General features: G+C 65.8%; 12 protein-coding genes. All 12 read left to right on the forward strand.

Annotation, left to right across the window (positions count from 1 at the left end; all coding sequences use genetic code 11):
• Positions 1-21: 21 nt before the first annotated feature.
• The 12 genes from AC1MCA_RS10385 to AC1MCA_RS10440 all read left to right on the forward strand — a co-directional run bounded on the left by AC1MCA_RS10385 (position 22) and on the right by AC1MCA_RS10440 (position 13,440).
• Positions 22-924: an intradiol ring-cleavage dioxygenase gene (locus AC1MCA_RS10385; protein ID WP_479796696.1), complete on the forward strand. Its 903-nt coding sequence runs from the start codon at positions 22-24 to the stop codon at positions 922-924.
• Positions 925-934: 10 nt separating this feature from the next.
• Complete coding sequence (locus AC1MCA_RS10390; protein WP_479796698.1) at positions 935-2,233, forward strand: M18 family aminopeptidase; 1,299 nt, start codon at positions 935-937, stop codon at positions 2,231-2,233.
• Positions 2,234-2,616: 383 nt separating this feature from the next.
• Positions 2,617-3,432: a glycosyltransferase family 2 protein gene (locus AC1MCA_RS10395; protein WP_108598420.1), complete on the forward strand. Its 816-nt coding sequence runs from the start codon at positions 2,617-2,619 to the stop codon at positions 3,430-3,432.
• 1 nt (position 3,433) lies between these two features.
• Positions 3,434-4,432 carry a glycosyltransferase family 2 protein gene (locus AC1MCA_RS10400; RefSeq protein ID WP_479796700.1) on the forward strand — a complete coding sequence of 333 codons (999 nt, stop codon included), beginning with the start codon at positions 3,434-3,436 and terminating at the stop codon, positions 4,430-4,432.
• Positions 4,433-4,527: 95 nt separating this feature from the next.
• The gene (locus AC1MCA_RS10405) at positions 4,528-6,762 is read left to right on the forward strand and encodes a CBM96 family carbohydrate-binding protein (RefSeq protein ID WP_479796702.1); all 2,235 of its coding nucleotides are present in this window, start codon (positions 4,528-4,530) and stop codon (positions 6,760-6,762) included.
• A 76-nt stretch (positions 6,763-6,838) separates the two neighbouring features.
• Positions 6,839-7,930: a hypothetical protein gene (locus AC1MCA_RS10410; protein ID WP_479796704.1), complete on the forward strand. Its 1,092-nt coding sequence runs from the start codon at positions 6,839-6,841 to the stop codon at positions 7,928-7,930.
• A gap of 14 nt (positions 7,931-7,944) precedes the next feature.
• Entirely contained in the window at positions 7,945-8,763 is an 819-nt protein-coding gene (locus AC1MCA_RS10415) for a glycosyltransferase family 2 protein (RefSeq protein ID WP_108598216.1), read from the forward strand.
• A complete protein-coding gene (locus AC1MCA_RS10420; protein ID WP_479796706.1) occupies positions 8,753-10,039 on the forward strand; it encodes a lipopolysaccharide biosynthesis protein in 1,287 nt (428 codons plus the stop codon). The genes AC1MCA_RS10415 and AC1MCA_RS10420 overlap by 11 nt, the downstream gene beginning before the upstream one ends.
• On the forward strand, positions 10,036-11,853 hold the full coding sequence (locus AC1MCA_RS10425) for a glycosyltransferase (RefSeq protein ID WP_479796708.1): 1,818 nt from the start codon (positions 10,036-10,038) through the stop codon (positions 11,851-11,853). The genes AC1MCA_RS10420 and AC1MCA_RS10425 overlap by 4 nt, the downstream gene beginning before the upstream one ends.
• Positions 11,850-12,191, forward strand: coding sequence for a hypothetical protein (locus AC1MCA_RS10430; RefSeq protein ID WP_479796710.1), 342 nt, complete (start codon positions 11,850-11,852; stop codon positions 12,189-12,191). Before AC1MCA_RS10425 ends, AC1MCA_RS10430 begins: the two co-directional genes overlap by 4 nt.
• Positions 12,188-12,391 (forward strand): hypothetical protein, encoded by a 204-nt coding sequence (locus tag AC1MCA_RS10435; RefSeq protein WP_479796712.1) that lies wholly within the window; start codon positions 12,188-12,190, stop codon positions 12,389-12,391. Before AC1MCA_RS10430 ends, AC1MCA_RS10435 begins: the two co-directional genes overlap by 4 nt.
• A complete protein-coding gene (locus AC1MCA_RS10440; RefSeq protein ID WP_479796714.1) occupies positions 12,388-13,440 on the forward strand; it encodes a hypothetical protein in 1,053 nt (350 codons plus the stop codon). Before AC1MCA_RS10435 ends, AC1MCA_RS10440 begins: the two co-directional genes overlap by 4 nt.
• Positions 13,441-13,475 lie beyond the last annotated feature (35 nt).

Raw genomic sequence — 13,475 nt, forward strand, 5'->3', positions numbered from 1 at the left:
GCGGCAGATTGGATGGGGGACATGACCAATCATGTTCCCCATCCCAACCATGACCGCGGCCTCGAATTTGATCTCTCCACGATGATGAGCCGCCGTTCGCTGGGCATGTTCTTCGGCGCCGGCGGCGCCGTTGCTGCCCTGGCGGCGTGCACGCCCGGCGGATCCGGCAGCACAGCCGGCACGACGACGTCGGCCGCCACCGAAAGTGCCACGGCTACCGGCACGTCGGGTGCCGCTGTCAGTGCGACGGCGACGCCCTCCGCATCGCCCACGCTCACCCGGGCGATCGCCGAATGCGGCGTGGAGATTCCCGCGGAAACCGCGGGCCCGTACCCGGGTGACGGCTCGAACGGCCCCAATGTGCTGACGGCATCCGGAGTGGTACGGCAGGACATCACCACAAGCTTCGGGACAGGCAGCGCCCGGGCCGAGGGCGTGCCGCTGACCTTCACCCTGACCCTGCTCGACAACGCCAACGGGTGCGTTCCCCTTGCCTGGGCTGCGGTGTACGCCTGGCACTGCGACCGCGAAGGGCGGTATTCCCTCTACGATTCCGGCCTGACCGGCGAGAACTACCTCCGCGGGGTCCAGGAGGCCGACGCGAACGGGCAGGTCACCTTCACATCCATCTTCCCGGGCGCCTACCCGGGCCGCTGGCCGCACATCCACTTCGAGGTCTTCGAATCGATGAGCAACGCCACTGCTGCCGGGCAGGTGCTGGCGGTCTCGCAGATCGCCCTGACCCAGGCCGCCTGCGACGACGTTTACGCCACTGCCGGTTACGAGGCCAGCGTCACCAACATGAAGCGGACCACCCTGCGGTCGGACAACGTATTCGGCGACGACGGCGGGATCTACCAGTTGGCCACGATGACCGGCTCGGCCGCCACCGGGTACACGGCAGGGCTTAACGTGACCATCTAGACTCGGAACCATGCCTTCACCTTCCGCCGCAGACCACATCCAGGACCTTGGCGCATATGTCAGCGCGTCGCCGTCGAGCTTTCATGCCGCGCACGAAGCTGCCCGGCGCCTGGAGGTGGCCGGATTCACCGGGCTGGATGAACTGGAGCCATGGGAAGGCGGGGCGGGACGGTTCTACATTGTCCGCGACGGCGCCCTGATCGCCTGGGTGGTCCCGGAAAACGCAGGGCCCACCACCGGGTTCAACATCCTGGGCACGCACACTGACTCCCCGTCCTTCAAACTCAAACCAAAGCCGACCACCGGCGCACATGGCTGGCTGCAGGCCGGCGTCGAGGTGTACGGCGGTCCGCTGCTGAACTCCTGGCTGGACCGGGAGCTGCAGTTGGCCGGCCGGCTGGTCATGCTGGACGGCACGCAGCACCTGACCGCCACCGGTGCCCTGCTCCGGTTCCCGCAACTGGCCATCCACCTGGACCGGAATGTGAATGACGGCCTCACGCTGGACAAGCAGCGGCACATGAACCCGGTGTGGGGATTGGGCAATCCTGCTGATTCTGACCTGCTGTCCGTGTTGGCTTCGCACGTGCCTGACGCGTCCGTTGATCCCGCCCTGATAGGCGGGTACGACGTCGTCATTGCGGACACGCAGGCGCCCGCGGTTTTCGGGGCCAACGGTGAGTTCTTCGCCTCCGGGCGGTTGGATAACCTTTCAGCGACCCACGCCGGGCTGGCGGCCCTGATCGCCGCTTCTTCAGTTTCGGGCGCTGATGCGCCGATCGCTGTGCTGGCGGCGTTCGACCACGAGGAAATCGGGTCCAACTCCCGCTCGGGAGCCTGCGGACCCATCCTCGAAGACGTGCTGGTCCGCATCTCCGACGGCCTTGGAGCAACGGTAAGTGAACGGCGGCGGGCGCTGGCGGCGTCGTTCTGTGTTTCCGCGGACGCCGGCCACGCGGTCCACCCCAATTACGCCGAACGGCACGATCCCGCCAACCACCCGGTCCTCAACGGCGGCCCGCTGCTCAAAATCAACGCCAACCAGCGGTATGCCACGGACGCTACGGGCGCGGCATTTTGGGCGAGGCTCAGTGCCGAGGCCAAGGTGCCTTACCAGGAATTCGTATCCAACAACGGGGTTCCCTGCGGATCCACCATCGGGCCGCTGACGGCCACCCGGTTGGGAATCCGGACCGTGGATGTGGGTGTGCCGCTGCTGTCGATGCACTCTGCACGCGAACTTTGCGGAGTGCAGGACCCCGCGTTTCTGGCTGCAGCCGCCGGACTGTTTTTCCGGACCGGAGCCTAACCGGCATGCTTCACCGCCGCCCGCCCGCCGTGGATTTACGGGCATAAAAAGGCCCTATACCCTCATTGATTCTTTTGCCGGACATCCCCCATACCTAAAGAATTCACTTCCCGTTAATCCCTGTACTTACTCACAGGAGGTGGAAGCGCGCTGTAAAAGCGAGTACCGACTACTCGTGATAGCTCGTGATGCGGAACATAGGCTCTAATGCACGGCCAGAGTCAATGGCAATGAGAGCTGGGGCCAGAGACCAGACCATGACCGGATGAAGCGTTGATGCCTCGCTCAGCTTCCAGGCTGGGTTAGGTGTTGACTCCACCCGCAAACGTCATGAAGTGGTGAGGTATTTGTCCATTTCCACCCAGCTCCCAATTACACTCCCGATGTTGGCATTCGAAGCCGTAAGGGCCTCGGTAAGTGTCGTCATCCCCACGTTGAACGAGGCGAAAAACATTCCGTGGGTTCTCCGCCGGATGCCCTCTTATGTCGACGAAATCGTGATCGTAGATGGCCGTTCAACGGATAACACCGTGGGAGTGGCACGCGCAATCCGCGAGGACGCCATCATCGTCAACGAAAAGCGCAAGGGGAAGGGCGTGGCCCTTCGCTCAGGTTTTGCAGCAGCCTCAGGAGACATCATCGTCATGTTGGACGCGGATGGCAGCATGGACCCCCAGGAGATCGGCTGGTTCGTCTCCCCGCTCCAGCATGACTACGACTTCGTCAAAGGCTCGCGTTATGTCACCGGGGGCGGTTCCGAGGACCTGACCTGGTTGCGGAACGCCGGCAACAAGGCGCTGACCGGGTTGGCCAACACCGTGTTGCGCAGCGACTACTCCGACCTCTGCTATGGATACATAGCGTTCCGCAAGGAGTGCCTGGAGGTTCTGGAACTCGAATCGGACGGCTTTGAAATCGAAACGGAGCTGATTGTCCGGGCGGCCAGAGCGGGCCTCCGCATCGCCGAGGTTCCGAGCATTGAGCTTGACCGCATATCCGGAGCCTCGAATCTGCAGACGTTCCGTGACGGGTGGCGGGTCCTCAGCACCCTTGCACGCGAATGCACCGTCTGGGAGGCGCCCACTGCCGGTGCCCGTCCCGAGGCCCTGCGGCGCGTGAAGTATGCGTATGCAAATGTCAGGTTCCCCCGGACACCCACGGATCCGCAGAGCCTCCTGGCGCTGGCGGAAGGGCACTAGCATGTTCATTCCCAGTGAGCCCCCAACTGTCTCGGTTGTCATTTGCTGCTACACCCTGGAGCGCTGGGACCGGTTGCTTGACGTCATTGACTCGGTTCGAGCCCAGACGCTGGTCCCCCAGGAGATCATTGTTGTGGTTGACCACAACGAGGACCTGTATGAGCGTCTCCGCTCCATTCTCGATGACGTGACCCTGGTCAGGAGCATGGGCCCTGTGGGGCTTTCCGGAGCCCGAAACACCGGGGTGGAGATTGCCAGTTCCGATATCCTGGCGTTTCTGGACGACGACGCCGAAGCTTCCCCGCAATGGCTCGAACGACTCTTGGCATTTTATGACGACCCCGATGTGCTGGGTGTGGGCGGGCGCGTTGAACCGGTGTGGGAATACGGCCGCCCGGCGCACTTCGGCGAGGAACTCGACTGGATCGTGGGGTGCAGCCACCGCGGTCTGCCCAAGGTGGCGTCCGAAGTCCGGAATGTCATCGGCGCAAACATGTCCTTCCGGCTTGAAGTCCTCCGCCAGGTAGGTGGCTTCAACCTCGCCCTTGGCCGTCAAGGCTCAAAACCCCTGGGTTGCGAAGAGACCGAAATCTGTATCCGTTCCAGGATAGGTGCCCCCGGTTCACGGATCGTTTATGAGCCGGCGGCCCTGGTGCGGCACCACGTTCCCGCCCACCGGGGGACACTGCGCTACATGCTGTCCCGGTCCTGGTCCGAAGGAATTTCCAAGGCCCAGGTCAGTCAGGTGGTGGGCCACAAGCGGGCGCTTGGACCGGAACGCCGGTACGTGAAGTCCGTGCTGCCACGGGCTGTCCTGGCGGGACTTATCGACTGGGGCACCGGAAACAACCCCCGGGGCCTGGGCCGTGCAGGGTCCGTTATCGCCGTATTGGCCTTCACATCCGCCGGCTACTTGCGCGGGCGCCGGCTCGCGCACGTCTCCACGACCCAGCTCAGCAGGACTGCCCACCAAGGTTCGCCTTGGAGGGAAGTCCAGTGAGTGAACTGTCGGCACCGTAGAGCTGCCGACAGTCGCCGCGCACAGGCGGTTGAAACTGCACCATGACGCGGCATCAACAAGGAGGGGAAAACGTCATGCCAACCTACAACGAACGGGCCCGGCTTCTGGTGCGCGGGACTCCCTGGCTTGAAGTAGGGAGGGGAGCCGGCCGCCCGGCCGGTCCTCGCCTACGCGGGTCGTGGACGCTGCGGCTTAATGCACTGCTGACAGCGCTGTTGCTGACCCTGGGCCTCCTGATGGTGCCCGTTGTGGCGTCGGCTGCCCCGGGAGATGTCGGGGTTGAGGGCCCGTCGCATTCGGGGACGGGGTCACCGACCGGCACGAAGCGTGCCACGAGTGCGTTGTGGTTCAACGACGGGTCCTGGTGGGGGAACCTGTGGGACACCGCAAGCTCGGATTTCCATATCTTCCGGTTCAATGCCGCGACAAGTTCGTGGGTGGATACGGGCGTGGCAACCGACACCCGGGCGGAAACCCATCATGACGTGTTGTGGGACGGGACCACACTGTATGTGGCGAGCTATCGGTTCGTTAACGACACCCTGCCGGCTGAGCCCGGCTTCCCGACGACGATGCGGCGTTACAGCTACAACACCAGTACAAAAACGTACTCTCTGCTGGGTTCCACACAGATCAACAACTCAAAAGTTGAGACCCTGACCATCGATAAGGACTCCACCGGCCGGGTGTGGGCCACCTGGCAGCAGGGAAACCGGATCTACCTGAACGTCACCGCCACAGATGGGAGGACCTGGGGGACGCCTTTCGCCCATCCTGCGTCGCTCAGCAACGTCTCCGTGGACGACACGTCGGCTGTCATCGCGTTCGACGGCAACAAGATAGGTGTGATGTGGAGCCGGCAGGTCGGTGACTCCACCGACGGCATGTATTGGAGCTATCACGCCGACGGAGCCTCGAACACGGCCTGGACAGCTCCGGTGGCTGCAGTATCCGGGCAGCGCAGCGGCGATGACCACATGAACCTGAAGTGGCTGGACGCCTCCGCGAGTGGAAAGGTCTTCGCCGCCATTAAGACATCGTTCACGTCAGCTTCCCAGCCGCTGATCCAGCTGCTGGCATTGAATGGGACCACGTGGACGGCGCACACCATCGCCACTGTGGCGGAGTGCCCGAACCGGGTGATCGTCCTGATCGATGAGAGCACACAGAGGCTGCGTACCTTCGCCACCTACCCGAAGCCGGGCGGCACCACGAACGCCGGTGCCTGCACCAGCTCCGGGGGTGCGATCTACGAGAAGTCCACGCCCTTGAGCAATATTGACTTCAGCACTGCGACGAAGACTCCCCGTATCGTCGACGCCGACCAGTATGTCCATAACGTGACGTCGACGAAGCAGAACCTGAACAGTTCGGCGCGGGGCACGGCCAACAGCGGCCTGCTGGTGATTGCCGATGTGAGCGCCACCAGCCGGTACTGGCATTATTACGACGGCAGCGGCGGCAGTGGCGGTGGTGGAGATACAACGGCACCTACGGTGACGGGTACGTCGCCGGCTGCCGGGTCGACTGATCTGGCGGTGACCGGGAATGTGACGGGGACGTTCTCGGAGCCGATGAATGCCTCGACCATTACGCCCGGCACCTTCACGTTGACGGCGGGTTCGACGACGGTGCAGGCCGCTGTGGGCTATGACGGTCCGTCCAGGATTGCGACCCTGGATCCCTTTGCGGATCTGGCCGCCGGTACCGCCTACACGGCAACGATCAAGGGCGGCTCCGCCGGGGTAAAGGACATTGCCGGTAACGCGTTGGCGACCGACAGGGCCTGGACGTTCACCACAGCTTCCGCAGGCGGCGGGACGTCGCAGACCGTGACGCTCCCTGCCGCCGCTGACACCTACGTGTCGAGCGCCGTGCCGACGACGAACCATGGCACGGGTTCCATGCTGGGTGTGGACAACAGCCCGGTGGAGGTTACGTACCTCAAATTCGACCTGTCGGCGTATGCGGGCAGGACGCTGGAAAGTGCGACGTTGCAGCTGCGCAGCGCCGGGAGCGGATCCACGGGAACGCAGAACGTCAAACTGGTCGCTGATGACAACTGGAGTGAGACCGGGATCACCTATAACGCCCGCCCGGGGCTCGGTACCAGCAGCATCGGCACACTCGGCCCGACAACTACCAACACCGACTACAGCGTCGCGCTGAATGCCGGCGGCCTGGCCGGAGAGCTCGGCCAACAGCTCTCCCTTGGCATGGACTCCAGCAGCAGCGACGGACTGGACCTCAACTCCAAGGAGGCCGGCAGCACAGCAGCACCCAAGCTGGTACTCACGATAAAGAACTAGGCGGACGCCGTCGGCTCGGACGGCACCGTCCAGAGCAATACCATCCGATCACCAAACATTTAGACAGGGGACGACCATGAGCACCACACCGAGTAAAGCACTGAACTTCGACATCCACGGAAGGCTCACGATCAGCGTCGACGCTCAGGCGCCGGCAGCACACCAGCTTCGGACCATGTTGGCGTGTTTCGCCACCGATGCCGAACGGCCAGCCGACATCGTCGTCGATGACCGGCCGGAGCCCATGCCGGATGCTGGCCTGCTCGAGCATGAACTGGCGTACACCGAGAACAGCGTGCGCTACAACGCCGATCGGGTCCAGGTGGTGAGGGATGGATCGCAGTGGCGCATTCACGGCCCGGGTGAGCTGTTGACCTCCGTGGTTCCTGTGCTCGATGCCGCCATGGTCAGTCGGGGAGCCGGCATGATCCACGCGGCCACCATGGCTTACCGGGGTCACGCGATCGCGCTTCCCGCCGCCGGTGGAACCGGTAAGACCAGCACGGCGGCCAAACTGATGCGCCGTGAGGGCTGGTCGTTCATGGGCGACGACTGGGCCTTCCTCGCCGAGGACGCCACGCTGCTCGGCTATGCGAAGCCAATGTTCATCAAGCCGCACCACAAAGAAATCTATCCACACCTGTTCGAAGGCGTCCGGAAGCCCCTCGTCCCCTCAGGGCTCTCGCAGAGCGTCGGCCGCCTGACCACGGTGGTACACCCGTTCGTCATCCGTTATCCGCGGCTCGCGGACTTCTCGCGCCGGTGGTCGCCGGAGCACCGCATGGTTGATGCCGCGGCAGCCTTCCCAGGGCGCGCAGTGACCACCAAAGCCCCGCTCGCGGCCGCCATTTACATCGAGCGCTTTGAGGGCTCCAAGTCCAGGATTGTCGAGAAGACCAAGGACTGGATGATCGACCGCATGATCGGCAACTTCCACATCGAGATGGCGGGCTTCTCGCAGCGGGTCGTGACCGGCTTGGCGGCCACGTCCGTCGTCCCCTGGCGAGAGCACTTCGCGGCAAAGGGCGTCGTGCTGAGCAAAGCGCTCGACGGACGTCCCTGCCACCTGCTCCAGGTGCCGGCGGCGTACTCGGCGGACGAGGCCTCGGACGACATCGTCCGGCATCTCGAGGAGCTGCTGCCGGCCGTTCTCGACGAGCAAGTCTGAGGGGGTGGCGACAGATGGGTCACAGCCCTGCCGAGGTCACCGCAGTCGTGCCGGCCCGCAACGCGGAGCAGATGCTCCCGCGCTGTCTGGAGGCACTGCGTCAGTCCGGTGTGGCCGAGATCATCCTGGTGGACGGATGTTCCACCGACCGCACCGTCGAGCTCGCCCTTGCTGCCGGTGCCCGGGTCCTGAGTGATGAGGGACGCGGTCTGCCGTGGGCCCGAACGCTTGGTGTGCAAAGCAGCACCACCCGTTGGGTGCTGCTCGTGGACTCCGACGTCGTGTTCGGGCCCACGGGGATCGCCGACCTGCTCACCGAGCTGGTGGAGGACGGCCACGACGCCCTCCAGGCCGGTCTGGAGAGTGTTGCCGGACCGGGGTATTGGGGGCAGGCGCTGGCACATCACCACCGCACCGGCCGCAGCCGCAACTGGTTCGGGCTCGTGGCGACCATCGTGGACCGGGACCTGATGCTTGGCATGGGTTTCGATGACTCGTTCAAGTCCGGGGAGGACATCGAGCTGCGCTGGCGGATGCGGCAGTCAGGGATGCGGACAGCAGTGTCACGCCGGGTCATGGTCGAACACCGTTTCGCCGCGGACGATTTCGACTTCGCGCTCGACCAGTTCCTCATGGACGGAACGGGGCTGGGACTGATGATCCGCAAGCACGGCTGGCGCGGTGCACGGTTGGCGCTGCTGCCCGCGGCGGCCGCCGTCCGGGGCAGCGCCTTGAGCCTCGCGGCGGGCCAGCCTGCATGGCTGCGCTACTACGCAGCCTTCTGCTGGTACAACTACGCGGGCATGGCGAGGGGCATCGGACGTGCGGGCTGACCGGGGGATCGCTGTCACGGAGGCTTCGACTGTCGTCCGGCACTCCGCGCTGCGCAGCTCCCTCGGCCTGGTCGTGGCCAAAGCCGCCCAGACAGGCACAGGTTTCGCCTTCTGGGTAGTGGCCGCGCATGCGACATTCGACCGTGAGGTCGGGCTCACCACGGCAGCAGTCTCGGCGGTGATGATCTGCACGCAGCTCGCGGTGCTGGGCGCCGGATCCGCCGTGATTGTCTCCGTGGGGCGGGGGGAACCGCCCGCGCGGGTGCTGGATGCAGCGTTCGGCATCGTGGGGGTGGCCAGCACGGTGCTGGCCCTCGGCTACCTCGTGCTGCAGTGGATGGTTACACCGGACACGGCAGTGATGTCGGTGCTCTTCTGGCTCACGTTCCTCATAGCTGCCGTCACAGGAACTCTGTGCACCGTGCTGGACCAGGCGCTGGTGGCGTTGGGCCGCGGATCCAGCGCCACGTCCAGGTACCTGGTGGGCGGCGTCTTCTCCCTTGGAGCGACAGCGCTCGTGGCCTGGCAGGCCCACGGCGCCCCGGCCGACGTGATGATGGCCTGCTGGACCCTCGGGTCGGCCTTGACGTGTGTTTTGGGTATCGTCCAGCTCAGACGACTGGTCGGCTACCGGCCGCGGCCCTCCTTGCGACCGGCCAAGAACCGGTCAACCCTGGTGCTGGGAATCCCGCACCAGCTCCTCACCATCACCGAGCGTGCTCCCGGGCTGGTGCTTCCGCTCCTGCTGGCGCACATGGTATCGCCGGAAGCAGCTGCCTACTGGTACCCCGCATGGATGATGGCCTGGGCCGCCTACACAGCCCCGATGCTGATAGGAATCGTCCAATTCTCCGAGGGAGTCCGCGACCCTGGGCGCCTGGTGGCGACCACTTGGGCGAGTTTCCGTTGGTCGCTCGCCATCGGTGGCATTGCCGCCGTCGTCCTTGTCATCTTCGCGCACCCACTGCTCCACCTGCTCGGGGACCGGTACGCCAATTCGTCCACTGACGCCCTGCGGATATTGGCGGCCGGACTGGTGCCGTACGCGGTGTTGCAGGCTTACAATTCCGTCTGCCGGGTCCGCAGCCTCTACACGGAGGCGATTGTGGTGGGCGTGGCTCTCGGAGTCGCCCTCTGCGTTTCAGCACTCCTGGTCGCCGACAATGGCCCCACCGCCATGGCCATTGCGTGGCTCGTTGTCCTATCCATCGGCGCCGCGGGGATGGGACTCCGTTTGCTCGCCATCCTCCGGCGCGTCAAGAAGGAGGCGCGATGACCAGGACGCTTGACGTGCCGCGCCAAACCCAGAGACAGGATCGCTGGCGGCCCCTGGACGTATGGTGCGCGGTGGGCGGCATCGTGTCACTGGCTCTTGCCGTGGGGGCCGCCTCCGCGGTGTCTGTGCCTGTGTACAGTGACCTGGGGCTGGTCGCCGTGCTGCCCTACCCGTACTGGCTGGGTGTCCTGCTTCTGAACATCTCCTTCGTCGTGGCGCTTCGGGGAAACCCCGCGGGCCCGGCACGCCACGCCGTCATGGTGTGGCTCGTCGTGGTGCTGGTCCTTGTGCTCTTCGGGGCTGCAGCCTTCGTGACCGACATACCGCGCGGCGAGGTCGCGTTCCGTCACCTTGGCATCGCAGACGCCCTGTCCGGCAGCCAGGGAATTGATCCGACGATCGACGCGTACTTCAACTGGCCGGGTTTCTTCGCCCTCCTGGCGACGGTGCTCCCGGCCACCGGTCTGGATCCGGTGGCAGTTGCCCTGTGGGCACCGGTGCTCAACATAGGTCTGTGGCTTGCTGCCGTAGGCGTCCTGACGCGCTACCTGACGCCCGACCCGAGGCGGCGCTGGCTGGTGCTCTGGGTCTTCTGCCTCGGCAACTGGCAGGATCAGGACTACCTGTCTCCCCAAGCCTTCAGCTTCTTCCTGTACCTCGTCATCGTCGCGCTGCTCCTCGGTCCGTTGGCCTCACGTCCTGCCGCATTCAACGGCTTCCGGCGCGCCGAGCTGACGGCGATGTGGCGGGGACGGATGCCTGTCGAGTCCCGGCCGGGGCACCGGGTAAGTGCCCTCGCGGTCATCCTGTTGCTCGTGGTTGTCATCTGCGCGAGCCATCAGCTGACGCCGTTCCTGGCGCTCATCACCATCACCGCCCTCACCGTGAGCGGACACGTCTGGCCCAGCCGCCTGCCCCTGATTACCGTGGTGGTGCTGGCGCTCTGGCTCGCCTACCCCGCGAGTGCCTACCTCGTTGGGCACCCGCCGCTGGAGGACGCCGGCTTGCAGGGTGCAGTCGAGGCGAACGTTGTCGACCGTGTGAGCGGCAGCGCCGGGCACATGCTCGTGGTGCAGATCCGCGTGGTCCTCACGGTCGTCCTGTGGACGCTCGCCGCTGTGGGGGCATTTCTCGACTGGCGCAGAGGTCGTCTCGATTTCCGGGTGGCCCTCCTCGCCGCCACGCCGCTGCTGCTCTTCCCCGTGCAGTCATACGGCGGCGAGATGCTCATCCGCGTCTCGCTGTTCGCACTGCCCTTCATTGCCCTGCTGGCGTGCTCGGTCCTTCTTCCCACACACGGCAGCACCCGCCCTCCCACCCGGGCGGCGTCGCGCGGCACACGCCCGTCCGTCCGGGCGGCGAAGCGTCTGGCGCTCACCTGCTTGCTGCTGACTGTGATGAGTGTGACCGGCCGGTACGGTAACGCGGAGTATGACGTATTCAGCGATGCCGAGATGGCCGCCGTCACCACCGTCCAGAGCCTCGCGCCGCCCGGCGCCACGATCATTTCGGCGGCCCACCCGACGCCCTGGCGCGACGAGACCTACCTCGAACACCGGTACCGGACGATTGACGACCTGTGCCCGTCCAGTCTGACGACGGAGACGTGCGGCCCGCTCATCTACAGCTACGCACGGAACAACTCCGCAGGCTCGTTCCTGCTGCTGACGAGGGCATCGGAGGCGAGTCTCGTACTCCAGGGAAAGAGCAGCATCCGCGGCTTCGCCGATTTGGAGGAATGGTTCAGCGCGCAGGACGGGGTGCAGCTCGCGTTCAGCACCGCTGACGCCCGCGTGTACCGGGTGACGCCATGAGCGGCATTGGTATCAGCCGGCTTACCGTCGCCCTCGCTCTCGCGGCGGTCGCTCTCACACTGGTGACGCTCATCGGGCTGCCAACACTGCTGCAGGCCATCGCTGCCATAGCAGTCCTCATCCTGCTCCCGGGCCAGGCACTGGCGCGGCTCACGCCCGTGACCGACGGCGCGCTGATCGCACTGCTCGTCCTGGCGCTGGGGCTCGCATCGCTCACGGCAGTGGCCACCGCGATGTTCTACCTCACTGTGTGGTCATGGCAGGCATGCGTCGTCACGATGGCCGTCATCACCGTCCTCGCATGCGTGGCACGCGCACGGCAGGAGGCCACATCATGATCGAAGTTGCGGGATTGCTTGCGACTGCCGCGCTGCTGGCCACCCTCGTGGCGCTCGAGGTCCGGCGCGCCGGATCAGACTCCGGTCAGCCCACGCGCCCGAAGGTCCTCGGCCGAACGGTGAGCGGCAGGGCTGTCGCCGTCATGTGGGCGCTCTACCTGATCCTCTTCGTTCCACGCGTCCTGGGACTGATCGCGTGAGCCGCGCGGCACGGTGGTGGCTCCTTAGCGACCTCCACCTGGGCGATTCGGATGAGGACCCCCGGCTCCCCGGCAGAGTACTGCCGGAGTTCCTGCACCGCGAAGTGCTCGCAGCTTCCGGTCCGCAGCAGCGCGTAGCCTTCGTCGGTGACACGTTCGAGCTCGCCGGTTTCGACGAGGGCGGGAGCCTGGCCCGGCTCGAGTCCATCCTTGCAAGCCACCCCGCCACGTTCGAGGCGCTGGCGGCGTGTGCCGCGCGTGGCGTGCAGCTGCACTTCGTGTGCGGCAACCACGACGTGGAACTCGCCCGGCCCGCCGTTGCGGCCCGCCTGTCCGAGCTTCTGTCACCCGGTGAGCCCACCCGGATCCAGGTACATCCGTGGTTGCTGCACGTGCCCCGGGTGCTGGTGGCCGAGCACGGGCACCAACACCACGCGCTGCACCGCATCCCTGAACTGCTCCGCACGGGCGTCAACGGCACAGATGACCTCGCCCTGCCACCGCTCGCTGCCTGGCACGCCCAGCCGTCGTCGTCGCGCGTGAGCCGTGCCCGGGCAGTTGCACGGGCCTGCCTGGAGTCCGAAAGGGCCGAACGCCGCGTCCGGGAATCCGCGTACGACGGGATGTTGCAGACCGCGTCAGCAGGGCTCGCGCTCGACGAGGCGGCCGTTCGGGAGCTGGCGCGCCTGTCCCGGTTCCGCACGGCCCAGGCACTCCCGCGCGCCGCCACCCGTATGGTGCTCGCGGCGGCCGGGCGCAGAAATGCCGGCGAGGAGGCTCCTGCTGCGGCGGGCCGCTCCGCGCGGATCCTGGAGGCACACGGTTCCGGGGTGGCCTGGTATATCTCGGGCCACACCCACCGGGCCCTTGAGTCGGCGCTGGAGGCGTCCGCCACCCGGTACGCCAACACCGGCACGTGGTCTTCAGACGTCCGCGGTGGCGGACCTGACCAGTCGGACCGTCAGGCATTCCCGTACGTCGTGGTCGACGTCGCCCATGATGGCGGCACCAGCGGCGGTCTACGGTACTGGCGTCCGGATGGTGGCTGAGGCACCGGTCAAGCCAGGGAGACTTCCGGGGTCTC

The organism is Arthrobacter sp. BK1 (assembly GCF_056680055.1).

Coding starts and splice junctions, on each gene's coding strand:
- AC1MCA_RS10410 (WP_479796704.1), top strand. CDS start 6,839: ATGAGCACCACACCGAGTAAAGCACTGAACTTCGACATCCACGGAAGG.
- AC1MCA_RS10435 (WP_479796712.1), top strand. CDS start 12,188: ATGATCGAAGTTGCGGGATTGCTTGCGACTGCCGCGCTGCTGGCCACC.
- AC1MCA_RS10400 (WP_479796700.1), top strand. CDS start 3,434: ATGTTCATTCCCAGTGAGCCCCCAACTGTCTCGGTTGTCATTTGCTGC.
- AC1MCA_RS10415 (WP_108598216.1), top strand. CDS start 7,945: ATGGGTCACAGCCCTGCCGAGGTCACCGCAGTCGTGCCGGCCCGCAAC.
- AC1MCA_RS10430 (WP_479796710.1), top strand. CDS start 11,850: ATGAGCGGCATTGGTATCAGCCGGCTTACCGTCGCCCTCGCTCTCGCG.
- AC1MCA_RS10385 (WP_479796696.1), top strand. CDS start 22: ATGACCAATCATGTTCCCCATCCCAACCATGACCGCGGCCTCGAATTT.
- AC1MCA_RS10390 (WP_479796698.1), top strand. CDS start 935: ATGCCTTCACCTTCCGCCGCAGACCACATCCAGGACCTTGGCGCATAT.
- AC1MCA_RS10425 (WP_479796708.1), top strand. CDS start 10,036: ATGACCAGGACGCTTGACGTGCCGCGCCAAACCCAGAGACAGGATCGC.
- AC1MCA_RS10405 (WP_479796702.1), top strand. CDS start 4,528: ATGCCAACCTACAACGAACGGGCCCGGCTTCTGGTGCGCGGGACTCCC.
- AC1MCA_RS10395 (WP_108598420.1), top strand. CDS start 2,617: ATGTTGGCATTCGAAGCCGTAAGGGCCTCGGTAAGTGTCGTCATCCCC.